The sequence below is a fragment of the Enterobacter sp. E12 genome (genome assembly GCF_014596715.2).
GTDB classification, from domain to species: domain Bacteria; phylum Pseudomonadota; class Gammaproteobacteria; order Enterobacterales; family Enterobacteriaceae; genus Enterobacter; species Enterobacter bugandensis.
Genome location: NZ_CP115601.1, coordinates 4,470,469 through 4,487,684, shown reverse-complemented (window position 1 = coordinate 4,487,684; position 17,216 = coordinate 4,470,469). Strand labels below are relative to the sequence as shown.

At 58.2% G+C, this 17,216-nt stretch carries 10 protein-coding genes; 8 read left to right on the top strand and 2 right to left on the bottom strand.

Annotation, left to right across the window (positions count from 1 at the left end):
- The first annotated feature begins 4 nt into the window (after positions 1-4).
- The 3 genes from glgC to glgP are packed head-to-tail and all read left to right on the top strand — an operon-like array spanning position 5 to position 5,199.
- Positions 5-1,300, top strand: coding sequence for a glucose-1-phosphate adenylyltransferase (glgC, locus tag IB212_RS21525; protein WP_028014690.1), 1,296 nt, complete (start codon positions 5-7; stop codon positions 1,298-1,300).
- Positions 1,300-2,733: a glycogen synthase GlgA gene (gene glgA, locus IB212_RS21520; protein ID WP_041911898.1), complete on the top strand. Its 1,434-nt coding sequence runs from the start codon at positions 1,300-1,302 to the stop codon at positions 2,731-2,733. The genes glgC and glgA overlap by 1 nt, the downstream gene beginning before the upstream one ends.
- A gap of 18 nt (positions 2,734-2,751) precedes the next feature.
- Positions 2,752-5,199, top strand: coding sequence for a glycogen phosphorylase (gene glgP / locus IB212_RS21515; RefSeq protein WP_041911899.1), 2,448 nt, complete (start codon positions 2,752-2,754; stop codon positions 5,197-5,199).
- 36 nt (positions 5,200-5,235) lie between these two features.
- Here the strand turns inward: glgP and glpD are convergent, their stop codons facing one another.
- Entirely contained in the window at positions 5,236-6,744 is a 1,509-nt protein-coding gene (glpD, locus tag IB212_RS21510; RefSeq protein WP_041911900.1) for a glycerol-3-phosphate dehydrogenase, read from the bottom strand.
- Between the two features lie 188 nt (positions 6,745-6,932).
- Here glpD and glpE point away from each other — a divergent pair, with 188 nt between their 5' ends.
- From glpE to IB212_RS21495, 3 genes are read left to right on the top strand one after another with little or no spacing between them, the layout of a single operon-like run.
- Positions 6,933-7,265 carry a thiosulfate sulfurtransferase GlpE gene (gene glpE / locus IB212_RS21505; RefSeq protein WP_028014686.1) on the top strand — a complete coding sequence of 111 codons (333 nt, stop codon included), beginning with the start codon at positions 6,933-6,935 and terminating at the stop codon, positions 7,263-7,265.
- 47 nt (positions 7,266-7,312) lie between these two features.
- Entirely contained in the window at positions 7,313-8,143 is an 831-nt protein-coding gene (gene glpG / locus IB212_RS21500; protein WP_041911901.1) for a rhomboid family intramembrane serine protease GlpG, read from the top strand.
- Positions 8,144-8,159: 16 nt separating this feature from the next.
- Entirely contained in the window at positions 8,160-8,918 is a 759-nt protein-coding gene (locus IB212_RS21495) for a DeoR/GlpR family transcriptional regulator (RefSeq protein ID WP_028014684.1), read from the top strand.
- Between the two features lie 457 nt (positions 8,919-9,375).
- Here the strand turns inward: IB212_RS21495 and malT are convergent, their stop codons facing one another.
- A complete protein-coding gene (gene malT, locus IB212_RS21490; RefSeq protein ID WP_041911902.1) occupies positions 9,376-12,081 on the bottom strand; it encodes an HTH-type transcriptional regulator MalT in 2,706 nt (901 codons plus the stop codon).
- 585 nt (positions 12,082-12,666) lie between these two features.
- Here malT and malP point away from each other — a divergent pair.
- Together malP and malQ are read left to right on the top strand one after the other, a co-directional pair.
- On the top strand, positions 12,667-15,060 hold the full coding sequence (gene malP, locus IB212_RS21485; protein WP_041911903.1) for a maltodextrin phosphorylase: 2,394 nt from the start codon (positions 12,667-12,669) through the stop codon (positions 15,058-15,060).
- Positions 15,061-15,069: 9 nt separating this feature from the next.
- The gene (gene malQ, locus IB212_RS21480) at positions 15,070-17,151 is read left to right on the top strand and encodes a 4-alpha-glucanotransferase (RefSeq protein WP_041911904.1); all 2,082 of its coding nucleotides are present in this window, start codon (positions 15,070-15,072) and stop codon (positions 17,149-17,151) included.
- Positions 17,152-17,216: the final 65 nt, after the last annotated feature.

Sequence of the window (17,216 nt, the reverse complement as noted above, 5' to 3'; positions counted from 1 at the left end):
AGTCATGGTTAGATTAGAGAAGAACGATCCGTTAATGTTGGCGCGCCAGCTACCATTAAAAACTGTTGCCCTGATACTTGCGGGCGGGCGTGGTACCCGTCTGAAAGATTTGACCATCAAGCGCGCCAAGCCGGCCGTTCACTTTGGTGGTAAGTTCCGCATTATCGACTTTGCGCTCTCAAACTGCCTGAACTCGGGCATTCGCCGCATTGGCGTCATTACTCAGTATCAGTCGCACACCCTGGTGCAGCACATTCAGCGCGGCTGGTCATTCTTCAGCGAAGAGATGAACGAGTTTGTCGATCTGCTCCCGGCGCAGCAGCGCGTACACGGGGAAAACTGGTACCGCGGCACGGCGGATGCGGTGACCCAGAACCTCGACATTATTCGCCGCTACAGCGCGGAGTACATCGTGATCCTCGCGGGTGACCACATCTACAAGCAGGATTACTCGCACATGCTGATCGACCATGTCGAAAAAGGGGCGCGCTGCACCGTGGCGTGTCTGCCGGTGCCCGTTGCCGAGGCGACGGCGTTTGGCGTGATGCACGTGGATGCGGACGACAAGATTATCGACTTCGTTGAAAAACCGGCGAACCCGCCAACCATGCCGGGCGATGACACCAAATCGCTCGCCAGCATGGGGATCTATGTCTTTGATGCAGATTATCTTTATGAGCTGCTCGAAGAAGACGACAAAGACGAAAGCTCCAGCCACGACTTCGGTAAAGACATCATCCCGAAAATTACCAAAGCTGGCATGGCCTATGCACATCCCTTCCCATTGTCCTGCGTGCAGTCCGATCCGAATGCGGAGCCATACTGGCGTGATGTGGGAACCCTGGAAGCGTACTGGAAAGCCAACCTCGATCTGGCGTCCGTGACGCCTGAGCTGGATATGTACGACCAGAACTGGCCGATTCGTACCCACATGGAATCCCTGCCGCCGGCGAAGTTCGTGCAGGACCGCTCCGGCAGCCACGGCATGACCCTGAACTCGCTGGTCTCCGGCGGGTGCATCATCTCCGGTTCGGTGGTGGTGCAGTCCGTGCTGTTCCCGCGCGTGCGTATAAACTCATTCTGTAATATCGATTCGGCGGTTCTGCTGCCGGATGTCTGGGTAGGGCGTTCGTGTCGTCTGCGTCGCTGCGTGATCGACCGCGCCTGCGTCATTCCTGAGGGAATGGTGATTGGTGAAAACGCGGAAGAAGATGCGCGTCGCTTCTACCGTTCTGAAGAGGGGATCGTGTTAGTCACACGGGAAATGTTGCGTAAGCTGCAGATCAAACAGGAGCGATGATGCAGGTTTTACACGTATGTTCTGAGATGTTCCCGTTGTTAAAAACGGGCGGCCTGGCGGATGTTCTTGGTGCATTACCGGCGGCGCAAATCGCCGGTGGAGTCGATACCCGCGTCCTGCTGCCCGCCTTCCCGGATATCCGGCGCGGCATACCTGATGCAAAGGTCGTGACCCGCCGTGAAACGTTTGCCGGACGCATCACCCTGCTGTTTGGGCACTACAACGGCGTAGGGATCTACCTGATCGACGCGCCGCATCTGTACGACCGTCCGGGCAGCCCGTATCACGATACCAACCTGTTCGCCTATACCGACAACGTGCTGCGCTTTGCGCTGCTCGGCTGGGTGGGGGCGGAGATGGCCGTCGGGCTGGATCCATTCTGGCGTCCGGATGTGGTCCACGCGCACGACTGGCACGCCGGGCTGACGCCAGCGTATCTGGCGGCAAAAGGGCATCCGGCAAAATCGGTGTTTACGGTGCACAACCTGGCGTATCAGGGCATGTACTATGCGCATCATATGAATGACATCGATCTGCCATGGTCGTTCTATAACATGCACGGGCTGGAGTTCAACGGGCAAATTTCGTTCCTGAAGGCCGGGCTGTACTACGCCGACCACATCACGGCGGTGAGCCCCACCTACGCGCGTGAAATTACCCAGCCGGAGTTTGGCTACGGTCTGGAAGGGCTGCTGCAGCAGCGCCATCGTGAAGGCCGCCTGTCGGGCATTCTGAACGGCGTGGATGAGCAGATCTGGAGCCCTGAAACCGATCTCCTGCTGGCCGCGCGCTATGGCCGCGACTCGGTGGAAGATAAAGCCGAAAACAAACGCCAGCTGCAAATTGCGATGGGGCTGAAGGTCAACGACAAGGTGCCGCTGTTTGCGGTGGTCAGCCGCCTGACCAGCCAGAAAGGGCTGGATCTGGTGCTGGAGGCGCTGCCCGGTTTACTGGAGCAGGGCGGACAGCTGGCGCTGCTCGGCGCGGGCGACCCGGTGCTGCAGGAAGGTTTCCTCGCCGCCGCCGCGGAACATCCGGGGCAGGTGGGCGTGCAGATTGGCTATCACGAAGCGTTCTCGCACCGCATTATGGGCGGCGCGGACGTGATTCTGGTGCCGAGCCGTTTCGAACCCTGCGGCCTGACGCAGCTCTACGGTCTGAAATACGGCACGCTGCCGCTGGTGCGCCGCACGGGCGGGCTGGCGGATACGGTGTCGGATAGCTCTCTGGAAAACCTGGCGGACGGTATCGCCAGCGGGTTTGTCTTTGAAGACAGTAATGCCTGGTCGCTGCTTCGGGCGATTCGGCGTGCGTTCGTCTTGTGGTCCCGTCCATCCCTGTGGCGTTACGTTCAGCGTCAGGCGATGTCCATGGACTTTAGCTGGCACGTTGCGGCGCAGTCGTACCGCGACCTTTATCAACGCTTGATGTAACGAGGCGAAGTTACTGATATGAACGCTCCATTTAGCTACTCTTCCCCCACGCTCAGCGTTGAGGCGTTAAAGCACTCCATCGCCTACAAGCTGATGTTTACCATCGGGAAAGATCCGGTCATCGCCAACAAGCACGAGTGGCTGAACGCCACCCTGTTTGCGGTGCGTGACCGCATGGTCGAACGCTGGCTGCGCTCTAACCGCGCCCAGCTTTCGCAGGAGACGCGGCAGGTTTACTACCTGTCGATGGAATTTTTGATTGGCCGCACCCTCTCCAACGCGCTGCTGTCGCTCGGTATCTACGACGACGTCAAAACTGCACTGGAAGAGATGGGGCTGGATTTAGAAGAGCTGATTGACGAAGAGAACGACCCGGGGCTGGGTAACGGTGGTCTCGGGCGTCTTGCCGCCTGCTTCCTTGACTCGCTGGCAACGCTGGCGCTGCCGGGGCGCGGCTACGGTATTCGCTACGACTACGGCATGTTCAAGCAGAACATCGTTGACGGCCGCCAGAAAGAGTCCCCGGACTACTGGCTGGAATACGGCAACCCTTGGGAGTTCAAGCGCCACAACACGCGCTACAAGGTGCGCTTTGGCGGACGCATTCAGCAGGAAGGGAAAAAGTCCCGCTGGGTGGAAACCGAAGAGATCCTCGCCGTGGCCTATGATCAGATCATCCCCGGCTATGACACCGATGCGACCAATACGCTGCGCCTGTGGAATGCCCAGGCGAGCAGCGAAATCAACCTCGGTAAATTTAACCAGGGCGACTACTTTGCGGCGGTGGAAGATAAAAACCACTCCGAGAACGTCTCCCGCGTGCTGTACCCGGATGACTCAACCTACTCCGGGCGCGAGCTGCGCCTGCGTCAGGAGTATTTCCTCGTCTCCGCGACGATTCAGGACATCCTCAGCCGCCACCATCAGCTGCACAAAACCTACGCCAACCTGGCGGAGAAAACCGCGATTCACCTTAACGACACCCATCCGGTGCTCTCCATTCCCGAGCTGATGCGCCTGCTGATCGACGAGCACAAGTTCAGCTGGGACGACGCGTTTGAAGTGACGTGCCAGGTGTTCTCCTACACCAACCACACCCTGATGAGCGAAGCGCTGGAGACCTGGCCGGTGGACATGCTCGGCAAAATTCTGCCGCGCCACCTGCAAATCATCTTCGAGATCAACGACTACTTCCTCAAGACGCTGCAGGAGCAGTACCCGAACGATACCGGGCTGCTGAGCCGTGCCTCGATCATTGATGAATCAAACGGTCGTCGCGTGCGCATGGCCTGGCTGGCGGTGGTGATCAGCCACAAGGTCAACGGGGTGTCTGAGCTGCACTCGAACCTGATGGTGCAGTCCCTGTTTGCGGACTTCGCGAAGATCTTCCCGACACGCTTCTGCAACGTCACCAACGGCGTTACGCCGCGCCGCTGGCTGGCGCTGGCCAACCAGCCGCTCTCTGACGTGCTGGATGAGAATATCGGCCGCACCTGGCGCACCGATTTGAGCCAGCTGAGCGAGCTTAAGCAGCATATTGATTTCCCGACGGTGAACAAGGCCGTGCGGGAAGCCAAGCTGCTGAACAAGAAACGTCTGGCGGTCTGGCTGGCGATGCACCTCAACGTGGTCGCAAACCCAAAAGCGCTGTTTGACGTGCAGATCAAGCGCATCCACGAATACAAGCGTCAGCTGATGAACGTGCTACACGTGATCACTCACTACAACCGCATTAAGGCCGATCCAACCGCAGAGTGGGTGCCGCGCGTGAAGATCTTCGCCGGTAAGGCGGCTTCCGCTTACTACATGGCGAAGCACATTATTCACCTGATCAACGACGTGGCGAAGGTGGTGAACCAGGATCCGGAGATTGGCGACAAGCTGAAGGTGGTATTCATCCCGAACTACAGCGTCAGCCTGGCGCAGCTGATCATCCCGGCGGCAGATCTCTCCGAGCAGATCTCCACGGCGGGAACGGAAGCGTCCGGCACCAGCAACATGAAGTTTGCCCTCAACGGCGCGCTGACCATCGGCACCCTGGACGGGGCGAACGTCGAGATGCTGGAGCACGTAGGAGAAGAGAATATCTTTATCTTCGGCAATACCACCGAAGAAGTGGAGGCGCTGCGCAGGAAAGGCTACTCCCCGCGTGAGTTCTATGAAGGGGATGAAGAGCTACGTCAGGTCCTGACGCAGATTGCGACCGGTGTGTTCAGCCCCGACGAGCCGGGCCGCTATCGCGATCTGGTGGATTCGCTGATTAACTTTGGCGACCACTATCAGGTGCTGGCGGATTATCGCAGCTACGTGGACTGCCAGGATAAAGTGGACGAGCTGTACCGTCAGCAGGAGAAGTGGACCAGCGCGGCGATGCACAACATCGCCAACATGGGGTATTTCTCGTCTGACAGGACCATCAAGGAGTATGCCGAGAACATCTGGCATATTGATCCGGTGCGGTTGTAAAAACAAAGCCCGGTGGCGCCACCGGGCTTTTTTACATCACGACGCCAGCGACAGCTCACGCTTCCCCGCATGCTGCTGCAGCCACTGCGCCACGCGAGACTGCTGCTCGGCGTTAAGCCACATCCCTTCTTTGGTACGACGCCAGATGGCATCTTCAAGGCGGCGAACCCACTCGTGCTCAACCAGGTAGCGCAGCTCGGCCTCGTACAGCTCGTGGCCGAAATGTTCACCCAGATCGGCAAGCGATTTCGCGTCGCCCAGGAACAGCTCGGTATTGCTGCCGTAGGTGCGGGCGTAGTGGCGCGCCATCCCTTCGGTAATGAACGGGAAGCGACGGCGCAGCTTCGCGGCGTAATCGTCGCGGTTTCCGCCAATATCTCCGCCGGGCAGCACTGCCTCTTTGGTCCACGCCGGGCCAATACCTTTGTAGTACGGCGCCAGTTTTTCCAGCGCGTGCTCGGCCAGCTTGCGGTAGGTAGTCAGCTTGCCGCCAAACACCGACAGCAGCGGTGCCTGACCGTCTACGTCGTGGATATCAAGCGTGTAGTCGCGGGTGATGGCCTGCGGTGAGTCAGACTCGTCATCGCACAGCGGACGCACGCCAGAGTAGGTCCAGACCACGTCGTCGCGCGACAGCTGTTTCTTAAAGTGTGCGTTATACACTTTCAACAGGTAGTTTACTTCGCTCTCGTCGATCTCGACGTTCTTCGGATCGCCTTTGTACTCCACGTCGGTGGTGCCGATGATGGAGAATTCGTCCATCCACGGGATCACAAACACGATGCGTTTATCTTCGTTTTGCAGGATATAAGCCTGCTTCTGGGTATGCACGCGCGGCACCACAATGTGGCTGCCCTTGATCAGGCGGATGCCGTACGGCGAAGGCAGGTGCATGCCGTCGTCGAAGAACTGCTTCACCCACGGGCCGGTAGCGTTCACCAGGCCGCGTGCTTTCCAGCTGAACTTCTCGCCGGTATCCACGTCTTCCGCTTCCACAATCCACAGGCCGTTTTCACGACGGGCGGCGGTCGCGCGGGTGCGGGTTTTCACCTCGCCGCCTTTCTTCTCGACCATCTGCGCATTCGCCAGAACGAGACGCGCATCGTCCACCCAGCAGTCTGAATATTCGAAACCGCGCACGATTTCCGGCTTAAGGACCGATTCTGAGCCAAAACGCAAACCGTTCGAACCCGGCAGGCTGGTGCGTTTGCCCAGATGATCGTACATAAACAGGCCGATGCGGATCATCCACGCCGGACGCAGGTGTGGGCGGTGCGGCAGGCGGAAGCGCATCGGGATCGCCAGATGCGGGGCCATTTTCAGCAGCACTTCGCGTTCGGCCAGCGCTTCGCTGACCAGGCGGAATTCGTAGTGTTCCAGGTAGCGCAGGCCACCGTGGATCAGCTTGGAGCTGGCGGACGACGTCGCGCAGGCGAGATCGTTAGCTTCCAGCATCAGCACGGATAAACCGCGTCCTGCGGCATCAACCGCAATACCGGCACCGTTGATGCCACCGCCTATCACAATCAGATCTTTGGTTTCCATAACACCCTCATGCACTTTCGTTAAAGCTCAAAAATGTTCGATATCGCTCATAATAGCAAAGGAACGCGCTTTTGGTAACATCAAAAAAACAATTTAGAGTGATATGGATAACATAATGGCGTTTACCCGCCGCCAGGACGTACACTACGGGGTAAAATCTTGTCGTTGACCACTGTAAAGAGAACACCATGGATCAGTTTGAATGTATTAACGTAGAAGAAGCCCACCAGAAGATGCACCAGGGAAAAGCGGTGCTGGTGGATATCCGCGACCCGCAGAGTTTTGCGATGGGCCACACGCCGGGCGCGTTTCATCTGACCAACGACACGCTGGGCGCGTTTATGCGCGATAACGACTTCGAAACGCCCGTTATGGTCATGTGCTACCACGGCAACAGCAGCAAAGGCGCGGCGCAGTATCTGATTCAGCAAGGCTATGACGCGGTATACAGCGTCGACGGCGGCTTTGATGCCTGGCATCGTCATTTCCCGGCAGAAGTGGAATACGCGTTTGAGCGCTAATCCCGCTATACTGTCCCCTTTTGTGTGGAAATAAGCGACCGCTGCCCATGTTGATGATCACCTCTTTTACCAACCCGCGCGTCGCCCAGGCGTTTGTCGACTATATGGCGACGCAGGGCGTTATTCTGACCATTCAGCAACATACTCAGACCGACGTCTGGCTGGCCGATGAGAGCCAGGCAGGGCGGGTCAACGAGGAGCTGGCGCGTTTCCTTGAGAACCCCGGCGACCCGCGTTATCTGGCGGCCAGCTGGCAATCCGGGCAGACCGGCAGCGGACTGCATTACAGCCGCTTTCCCTTCCTTGCCACGATACGCGAGCGCGCGGGCCCGTTTACGCTGCTGCTGATGGCAGCCTGCATTATCGTCTTCGTTATTATGAACGTGGTGGGCGACCAGAGCGTGATGATCGCGCTGGCGTGGCCGTATGATCCGTCGCTGGATTTTGACGTCTGGCGCTACTTTACCCACGCGCTGATGCATTTCTCGGTGATGCATATCCTCTTTAACCTGCTGTGGTGGTGGTATCTCGGCGGTATCGTTGAGAAGCGGCTCGGCAGCGGCAAGCTGATTGTCATCACCGTAATCAGCGCCCTGCTGAGCGGCTATGTACAGCATAAATTCAGCGGCCCGTGGTTCGGCGGGCTGTCGGGTGTCGTCTACGCTTTGATGGGCTACGTCTGGCTTCGCGGGGAGCGCGACCCGGAAAGCGGCATCTATTTACAACGCGGATTAATAGCCTTTGCGTTAATATGGCTAATTGCCGGATGGTTTGATCTGTTTGGTATGTCTATCGCCAATGGTGCGCACGTCACCGGCCTCGCCGTCGGTCTTGCAATGGCGCTTGCCGACACGCTCCATGCGCGAAAACGAACATAATTCTCAGGGATAATTGATGAAACAAACACAACGTCATGACGCCATTATCGAACTGGTCAAAAAACAGGGATACGTCAGCACCGAAGAGCTGGTCGAGCAGTTTGCCGTCAGCCCGCAAACCATCCGTCGTGACCTGAACGATCTGGCCGATCAGAACCGTATTTTGCGCCACCACGGCGGCGCGGCGCTGCCGTCCAGCTCGGTCAATACCTCCTGGCACGACCGTAAAGCCACGCAGACGGCAGAGAAAGAGCGCATTGCGCGTAAAGTGGCGAGCCAAATCCCGAACGGTGCGACGCTGTTTATTGATATCGGCACCACGCCAGAAGCGGTTGCTCATGCGCTGCTGGATCACGAGAACCTGCGCGTGGTGACCAACAACCTGAACGTCGCCAACACGTTGATGCAGAAAGATGATTTCCGCATCATCCTTGCGGGCGGCGAACTGCGCAGCCGCGACGGCGGGATTATCGGCGAAGCGACGCTCGACTTTATCTCTCAGTTCCGCCTCGACTTCGGCATCCTGGGGATCAGCGGCATCGACACCGATGGCTCACTGCTGGAGTTTGATTATCACGAGGTGCGCACCAAGCGCGCGATTATTGAGAACTCGCGCCACGTGATGCTGGTGGTGGACCATTCGAAGTTTGGCCGAAACGCGATGGTGAACATGGGCAGCATCAGCATGGTGGATGCGGTCTATACCGACGTGATGCCGCCAGCGGGCGTGATGCAGGTGATTAAGGATAATAATTTGCAGTTAGAGTTGTGTTGAAAAGCCGTTCTCCCTCTCCCTGTGGGCTGAGGGATCCCCACAAAATAATACCAGCACGGACGACCCCCTCTCCCTTGAGGGAGAGGGCTGGGGTGAGGGGGAACATACGGCTCTGGTGGTCATTCCGTTCACTTTATGTTCCTTGCTACTCTGTAAGGACATGACCTGTGAACGTGCCAGGGCGGCTCAATCGCCGCTTCGCGGTGCCTTCGGCTTATTCCTTCCGGCTTGTCGGGGGCGGGCGGAGGTAACGTCCCTGTAAAGCCCGCCCTCTCGGCGCATCCATGCGCCTCGCCCCGGCCTACAGGAAACGCCTCAGCGATTTACAGCCGGACCAGGACATCGCTGTAAGTTATTCATTTCTCTGAAGCAATGTTCATCGCTTCAGGAAAAAATTACTGGGGATTCCTCAGCCCTGTGGGAGAGGGCCGGGGTGAGGGCATCAGGCCGTACAAAACTAAACTCCGTACCCCATCATCTTCAACAGCTGCTGCGCATGCTGCACCGCGTCCTGACGGTGCGCCACGCCCAGCTTCTGATACAGATTGCGAATGTGCGTTTTGATGGTGGTTGCCGCCACCGCCAGCTCACCGGCAATCTGCTCGTTACTGTATCCGGAATAGATCAGTCCCAGCACCTGCCATTCGCGCTGGGTGAGCGGGCTGGTGCGAATAAGCTCCGGCACTTCCGGGTGGTTCAGCAGGCGTTCAACAAAGTTCTCGTCAAAATGCGCAAACTTGTGGCGATGGTGCTGATTAATCTCGCGCAGGATTCGCTGGGCGCGATGCTGATCCAGCTCCGGCAGCGTGTTGAGCTGAATCAGCTGGCGCAGCTGCTGCGCCATCACTTCACCTTCAATCACGAAGTGGCTAATAAACCCGGTGCGGTTCGCCAGCTGCAAGGCTTCCAGCAGCACGCGCTGGGCATCATTTTTGCGGCCCGCCTGCCAGTAAAGCTGGTTGAGCAGCAGCAGGTTGCGGTTCAGGTCGCTCATCAGACGCAGGTTGCGGGCGTTTTCGTTTAACTCTTCCAGCACAATTTCGGCAGGCTCAAAGTCACCCAGCAGGATCTGCACGCGGGCGATGTTGCGCCACTGGCTTTGCAGGAAGTGGTTATTGGCAAATTCCGGTTTAGGCGTCTGGCGCAGCCAGTTGGCGGCGGATTTTTTGTCCCCCGTCATCTGCCAGTAAATCACCCGAACCTTGTCGGCGTTCGATACCCAGTCGCTGTGGTATTGACCGTTGCCGAGCAGGTTTTCCAGACGGTTAAGGTGATTGCGGGCGTTATCCAGATCGCCACGCGCCAGCGAGCACTGCACCAGCAGGGCCAGACACTGCAATTGCTGCTGAGGCTGGAAGCCGGAGAGCACGTTCACACCCTGACGGGCGCAGCTTTCTGCTTCATCCAGACGCGACCATGCCCACAGCAGTTGAGCGCGAATACGCAACAGGAACTCGTGCATCGGCAGCTGTTCCAGGTGCTGTTCACGAATCAGCTGGAACGCTTTTTCCTGATTTTCCCAGGCGGCCTGCAGGAACCCCTGTGCGAATAAAATCTCGCTTTGCTGGATCAGGCTCCACAGGGCGTAGTGCCACACATCATGGCGGCGCGCCATCTGCTCGGTTTGCTGCATCAGCGAAAGGGAGCGCGTCAGTTCGCCCTTGCAGTGCAGCACTTCGCCGTGCACCGAGGTAGCCACAATCCGGCTGTAGAAATTCGCCAGCGGCAGTTCATCCAGCGCGACCATCGCCAGCCGTTCCGCTTCATCCGCATCGCCGTCGTTAATCGCGACCTGCGCCCGCAGGGCGTTAAATTCGCCGTGCAGGGTGATATCCATTTCGCTTTCCATCTCCTGCTCGGCGCGCGCCAGCAGGGTATTCACTTCGCTGTAGCGGTGCTGGCTCTGCATCAGCCAGGCCTGGAGCAGCACCAGGCGCGGGTTCTCCAGCAGGCTCTCCCACGGCAGGGCTTTCAACGACTCTTCCAGCAGCGTCAGTTCGCTGTGGTTAAACAGCCCCCACGCGTGGTTAAGCAGGATATCGCGCAGCATGCTGGCGTCACCGGCGGCAAGCGCGTGGTGAATGGCCTCGCTCGGGAAGCCTTGCGCCATCCAGCTTTCAGCGGCGGCGCGGTGGATTTCCGGCAATTCCGTTGCCAGCTCCCACTGGCAGCGCTGGCGCAGGAAGCTGCCAAACAGCGGGTGATAGCTGAACCACTCGCCGGGATCGTCCATGCGCGTCAGGAACAGGCCCTGACGTTCAATCTCTTCCAGCTGCAGCTGACCGTTCTCACAGCCTGTTACGCGCACAATCAGCGCGTCGTTCATGGAGCGCAGCAGGGAGCTTTTCAGCAGGAAATTGCGGGTGGAGGGATCGACGCTGTTCAGCACCTCATCCACCAGGTAATCCGAAAGATGGCTGGCGTTGATACCGGCCAGACGGCGCGCAGACTGGTGCGTCGGGCTGTTGTTTTGCCGGGCAGAAAGGGCAATCAGCTGCAGCGCCGTGGCCCAGCCCGCGACATCATCACACAGGCGGCTGCTTTCGGAGGCCTCAATGGGTGAGGTCAGGCGGCAGTCAAAGAACTGTTTCGCTTCCTGGTGGGTAAAGGCCAGCTGCTGGCTGCCCACTTCCAGAAGCTGATCGCGCACGCGCAGGTTGGCAATACCGAGCTGCGGCAGGTTGCGTGACAGCACGACCAGGGTCAGGTTTTCCGGCTGGTGGCGCAGGAAGAAGCGCATAGACTCATGGATAACCGGGTTCGTGATCAGATGATAGTCATCAATCACCACGTACAGCGGGCGATGCCATTCGGCCAGTTCGATAAACAGCTGAGAGAAAAGGGAGGACAGGCTGGCGTACTGGCGCTTTTGCACCATTGCCTCGCTGGCGGCGCAGTGTCCGTTGGTTGCCTGTTGAATAGCGGCAATCAGATAGCTGGCAAAACGCTCTTGCTGGTTATCGCCCTCGTCCAGAGAGTACCAGCCAAGATCGCTCTTACCTGCGGCCCATTGTGAAATGAGCGTTGTTTTTCCATAACCTGCAGGGCTCGTAACCAGCGCCAGTCGGAAATTATGCGCGCCGGAAAGTTTAGCCAGCAGACGCTCGCGGACCACTGTATGGTCAAGACGAACCGGGCGACTTAATTTTGACGGAATCAACATAGGTTTCACTTCACTGTGGGGAACGAGAGAATTTATTTTTTTTGCGCTTCGTAATTAATAGCTATAAGGTCGGTCAGAAAGAGAACTATTGCAAGTTATGTCTGGCTTTTGTGGCTCTGAATTTGCACTCTGTCACAAAACATTTCGGCCAGTACTGGAACTTTTTTGAAAAGGCTTTGATGCCGCGTCAATGCTGGCTTGTATGGATGTCACGAGGCTGGGCTGAAACTGGTTTCAGAAAGGTATAATGACGTCGAATTTAATAAACTTCGGGTAAAGTTGAGTGAGATTAATAATCTCCTTAGGCAGGACCCGATTGCTGAAATATTATTCTCCGTAAGCAATCATTTCCGCGTGGATTAATTTCATCCAAAACCGCATTTCATTTCTTTGACATTCTCCCCGGTTACTTTTTTATCTTCCGGGCACACTCCGGCTATGCTCTCAGAGTGGCCTCGATCACACTTTTACGCTCATCCCCGCTACTCCTCCCTGTCTAATCCCCCACGGGAGGAGGAAGAGGTGAAATGAGCCAGGCACACTAGCGCCAACTTGTGTTTTCTTTCTAAAGGATGCCGATCCCCTATGTCACAGCCTACCTTCAACAAAGCTCAATTCCAGGCTGCCCTGACGCGTCAGTGGCAGCGTTTTGGCCTTCATGCTGCAAACGAGATGACGCCTCACCAGTGGTGGCAGGCGGTGAGCGGGGCGCTCGCAGAGCAGCTGGATGCTCAGCCCGTGGCGAAGCCCGTCAAAGGCCAGCGTCACGTTAACTATATCTCGATGGAATTCCTGATTGGCCGCCTGACCGGCAACAACCTGCTGAACCTTGGCTGGTATAAGGAGGTGGGTGATGTGCTGAAAGAGCACGACCTTAACCTGACCGACCTGCTGGAAGAAGAGATCGACCCGGCGCTGGGCAACGGCGGACTGGGGCGTCTGGCGGCCTGTTTCCTTGACTCTATGGCAACGGTCGGCCAGTCGGCGATTGGCTATGGCCTGAACTACCAGTACGGCCTGTTCCGTCAGTCGTTTGCCGACGGCCACCAGATGGAAGCGCCGGACGACTGGCATCGCAATACCTACCCGTGGTTCCGCCACAACGCGCAGCTGGACGTGCAGGTCGGCATCGGCGGGAAAGTGACGAAGCAGGGGCTCTGGGAACCGGCGTTCATTATTACCGGCGAAGCCTGGGACCTGCCGGTGCTCGGCTACCGTAACGGCGTGGCGCAGCCGCTGCGTCTGTGGCAGGCGAAGCACGCGCATCCGTTCAACCTGACCAAATTCAACGACGGCGATTTCCTGCGTGCCGAGCAGCAGGGCATCGACGCCGAGAAGCTGACCAAAGTCCTCTATCCGAACGATAACCACCTGGCGGGTAAAAAGCTGCGCCTGATGCAGCAGTACTTCCAGTGCGCCTGCTCCGTGGCGGACATTCTGCGTCGCCATCACCTGGCGGGCCGCAAGCTGGCGCAACTGCCGGACTTCGAAGTCATTCAGCTTAACGATACGCACCCGACTATTGCCATCCCGGAACTGCTGCGCGTGCTGATTGACGAGCATCAGCTGAGCTGGGACGACGCCTGGGCCATCACCAGCCGCACCTTCGCCTATACCAACCACACCCTGATGCCGGAAGCGCTGGAGTGCTGGGATGAGAAGCTGGTGAAAACGCTGCTGCCGCGCCACATGCAGATCATCAACAAGATTAACGACCAGTTTAAAGCGCTGGTGGAGAAAACCTGGCCGGGCGACAAAGCCGTCTGGGCGAAGCTGGCGGTGGTGCACGACAAACAGGTGCGTATGGCGAACATGTGCGTGGTGAGCGGCTTTGCCGTTAACGGCGTGGCGGCGCTGCACTCCGATCTGGTGGTGAAAGATCTGTTCCCGGAATATCACCAGCTGTGGCCGACCAAGTTCCACAACGTGACCAACGGCATTACGCCGCGTCGCTGGATCAAGCAGTGCAATCCGCTGCTGGCCGGCCTGCTGGATAAGACCCTGAAGAAAGAGTGGGCCAACGATCTGGACCAGCTGATTAACCTGGAAAAATACGCCGACGATGCGAAATTCCGCGAGCAGTACCGCGCGATCAAGCTGGAGAACAAGGTTCGCCTGGCGGAGTTTGTGAAAATGCGTACCGGGATTGAGATCAACCCGAACGCCATTTTCGATATCCAGATCAAACGCCTGCACGAGTACAAGCGTCAGCACCTGAACCTGCTGCATATTCTGGCGCTGTACAAAGAGATCCGCGAGAACCCGCAGGCCGACCGCGTGCCGCGCGTGTTCCTGTTCGGTGCGAAGGCGGCGCCGGGCTACTACCTGGCGAAAAACATTATCCTCGCCATCAATAAAGTGGCGGCGGCGATCAACAGCGATCCGAAAGTGGGCGACAAGCTGAAGGTCGTGTTCCTGCCGGATTACTGCGTCTCGGCGGCGGAAATGCTGATCCCGGCGGCGGATATCTCCGAGCAGATCTCGACCGCAGGGAAAGAAGCGTCCGGTACCGGCAACATGAAGCTGGCGCTCAACGGCGCGCTGACCGTCGGCACGCTGGACGGTGCGAACGTCGAAATCGCCGAGAAGGTCGGTGAAGAGAACATCTTTATCTTCGGCCATACTGTTGAAGAAGTGAAAGCCATCAAGGCCAAAGGCTACGACCCGGTGAAATGGCGTAAAAAAGACAAAGTGCTGGATGCGGTGCTGAAGGAGCTGGAAAGCGGCAAATACAGCGATGGCGACAAGCACGCGTTTGACCAGATGCTGCACAGCATGGACAAACACGGTGGCGACCCGTACCTGGTGATGGCGGACTTCACGGCCTACGTTGAAGCGCAGAAACAGGTCGACGTGCTGTACCGCGACCAGGAGGCGTGGACCCGGGCGTGCATTCTGAACACCGCGCGCTGCGGCATGTTCAGCTCTGACCGCTCAATCCGTGATTATCAGGCTCGTATCTGGCAGGCAAAACGCTAAGGAAGCGCGATGGAGAGTAAACGTCTGGACAGTGCCGCGCAGGCGGCGGGAATTAGCCTCAGTTACATCAACGCGCACGGCAAACCGCAGTCTATTGGTGCGGACACCAAAAGACGTTTGCTGGATGCCATGCACAAAACCGACGCGAACGCGTCGGCTGCTCCGGTGCCAAACGTGAAGGTCTTTACCGCAGGCAAAAAGATGCCGCTGGCGGTGGAGGGGCGCGGCGAGTATAGCTGGCTGCTCACTACCGAAGAGGGGCATCAGCATAAAGGCCACGCCACCGGCGGCAAAACGTTAAACCTTCCGGCAAAGCTGCCGGAGGGCTACCACAGCCTGACGCTCACCCAGGACGAACAGCGTTTTCACTGCCGGGTGATCGTCGCGCCAAAACGCTGCTATGAGCCGCAGGCATTGCTCGAAGGCAAAAAGCTGTGGGGCGCCTGCGTGCAGCTCTACACGCTGCGTTCAGACAGCAACTGGGGGATCGGCGATTTTGGCGATCTGAAGAACATGCTGGCATCCGTGGGCGAGCGCGGCGGCGCGTTTATCGGCCTCAACCCGATCCACGCGCTCTATCCGGCCAACCCGGAAAGCGCGAGCCCGTACAGCCCGTCTTCCCGACGCTGGCTGAACGTGATTTACATCGACGTTAACGCGTTAGACGATTTCAAAAACAGCAAAGAGGCGCAGGCGTGGTGGAAGCTTGAGACCACCCAGCAGTTGCTGAAGCAGGCCCGCGATGCGGACTGGGTAGATTATGCCTCCGTGACCGCGCTGAAAATGGCGGCTCTGCGCCTGGCGTGGAAAGGCTTTGCGAAGCGCGACGATGAGCAGATGGCGGCCTTCCGCCAGTTCGTGATGCAGGAAGGTGAAAGCCTCTACTGGCAGGCGGCATTTGATGCGCTGCACGCGTATCAGGTGAAAGAGGACGAAATGCGCTGGGGCTGGCCGGTCTGGCCGGAAGCGTATCAGACCGTGGATACCCCTGAAGTCAAAGCCTTCTGTAAAAATCATGCCGACGAGGTGGACTTCTACCTGTGGCTGCAGTGGCTGGCGTACAGCCAGTTTGCCGCCTGCTGGCAGGTGAGCCAGGGCTATAAGATGCCGATCGGCCTGTATCGCGATCTGGCCGTGGGCGTGGCGGAAGGCGGCGCGGAAACCTGGTGTGACCGTGAGCTTTACTGCCTGAAAGCATCCGTCGGCGCGCCGCCGGATATCCTCGGCCCGCTCGGTCAGAACTGGGGCCTGCCGCCGATGGATCCGCACGTGATGGCGGCGCGTGCCTACGAGCCGTTTATCGACCTGCTGCGCGCGAACATGCAGAACTGCGGGGCGCTGCGCATTGACCACGTGATGTCCGTGCTGCGCCTGTGGTGGATCCCGTACGGTGAAACGGCCGATCACGGGGCGTACGTGCAGTATCCGGTGGACGATCTGCTGTCGATCCTGGCCCTGGAGAGTAAACGTCATCAGTGCATGGTGATCGGTGAAGATCTCGGTACCGTACCGGTGGAAATTGTCAGCAAGCTCCGCGACAGCGGGGTTTATTCCTACAAAGTGCTCTATTTTGAAAACGACCATGAGAAAACCTTCCGCGCGCCGAAAGCGTACCCTGAACAGTCAATGGCAGTCGCGACGACGCATGATCTTCCTACGCTCAGAGGCTACTGGGAAAGCGGCGATCTGACCCTCGGCAAAACGCTGGGCCTCTATCCAGATGAAGAGGTTCTGCGCGGGCTGTATCAGGACCGCGAGCTGGCGAAGCAGGGGCTGCTGGACGCGCTGCACAAGCATGGCTGTCTGCCGAAGCGTGCCGGACATAAGGCGTCGCTGATGGCAATGACCCCAACGCTCAACCGTGGCCTGCAGCGCTATATTGCCGACAGCAACAGCGCTTTGCTCGGCCTGCAGCCGGAAGACTGGATTGATATGGCGGAGCCGGTGAACGTTCCGGGCACCAGCTATCAGTACAAGAACTGGCGCCGCAAGCTGTCCACAACGCTTGAGACGATGTTTGCCGATGACCGGGTGAACAGGCTGATTAAAGATTTGGATAAGCGCAGAAGGGCGGTGGGTAAGAAGTCGTAATTTGCCCCTCACCCTAGCCCTCTCCCCATGTACAGTCCGGGGACATAGTGAACACTTGTTCGGGG

Bases quoted from the DNA above. Each gene is read 5' to 3' on its own strand.
- glgC (WP_028014690.1), top strand. From the start codon at position 5: ATGGTTAGATTAGAGAAGAACGATCCGTTAATGTTGGCGCGCCAGCTA.
- glgA (WP_041911898.1), top strand. From the start codon at position 1,300: ATGCAGGTTTTACACGTATGTTCTGAGATGTTCCCGTTGTTAAAAACG.
- glgP (WP_041911899.1), top strand. From the start codon at position 2,752: ATGAACGCTCCATTTAGCTACTCTTCCCCCACGCTCAGCGTTGAGGCG.
- glpD (WP_041911900.1), bottom strand. From the start codon at position 6,744: ATGGAAACCAAAGATCTGATTGTGATAGGCGGTGGCATCAACGGTGCC.
- glpE (WP_028014686.1), top strand. From the start codon at position 6,933: ATGGATCAGTTTGAATGTATTAACGTAGAAGAAGCCCACCAGAAGATG.
- glpG (WP_041911901.1), top strand. From the start codon at position 7,313: ATGTTGATGATCACCTCTTTTACCAACCCGCGCGTCGCCCAGGCGTTT.
- IB212_RS21495 (WP_028014684.1), top strand. From the start codon at position 8,160: ATGAAACAAACACAACGTCATGACGCCATTATCGAACTGGTCAAAAAA.
- malT (WP_041911902.1), bottom strand. From the start codon at position 12,081: ATGTTGATTCCGTCAAAATTAAGTCGCCCGGTTCGTCTTGACCATACA.
- malP (WP_041911903.1), top strand. From the start codon at position 12,667: ATGTCACAGCCTACCTTCAACAAAGCTCAATTCCAGGCTGCCCTGACG.
- malQ (WP_041911904.1), top strand. From the start codon at position 15,070: ATGGAGAGTAAACGTCTGGACAGTGCCGCGCAGGCGGCGGGAATTAGC.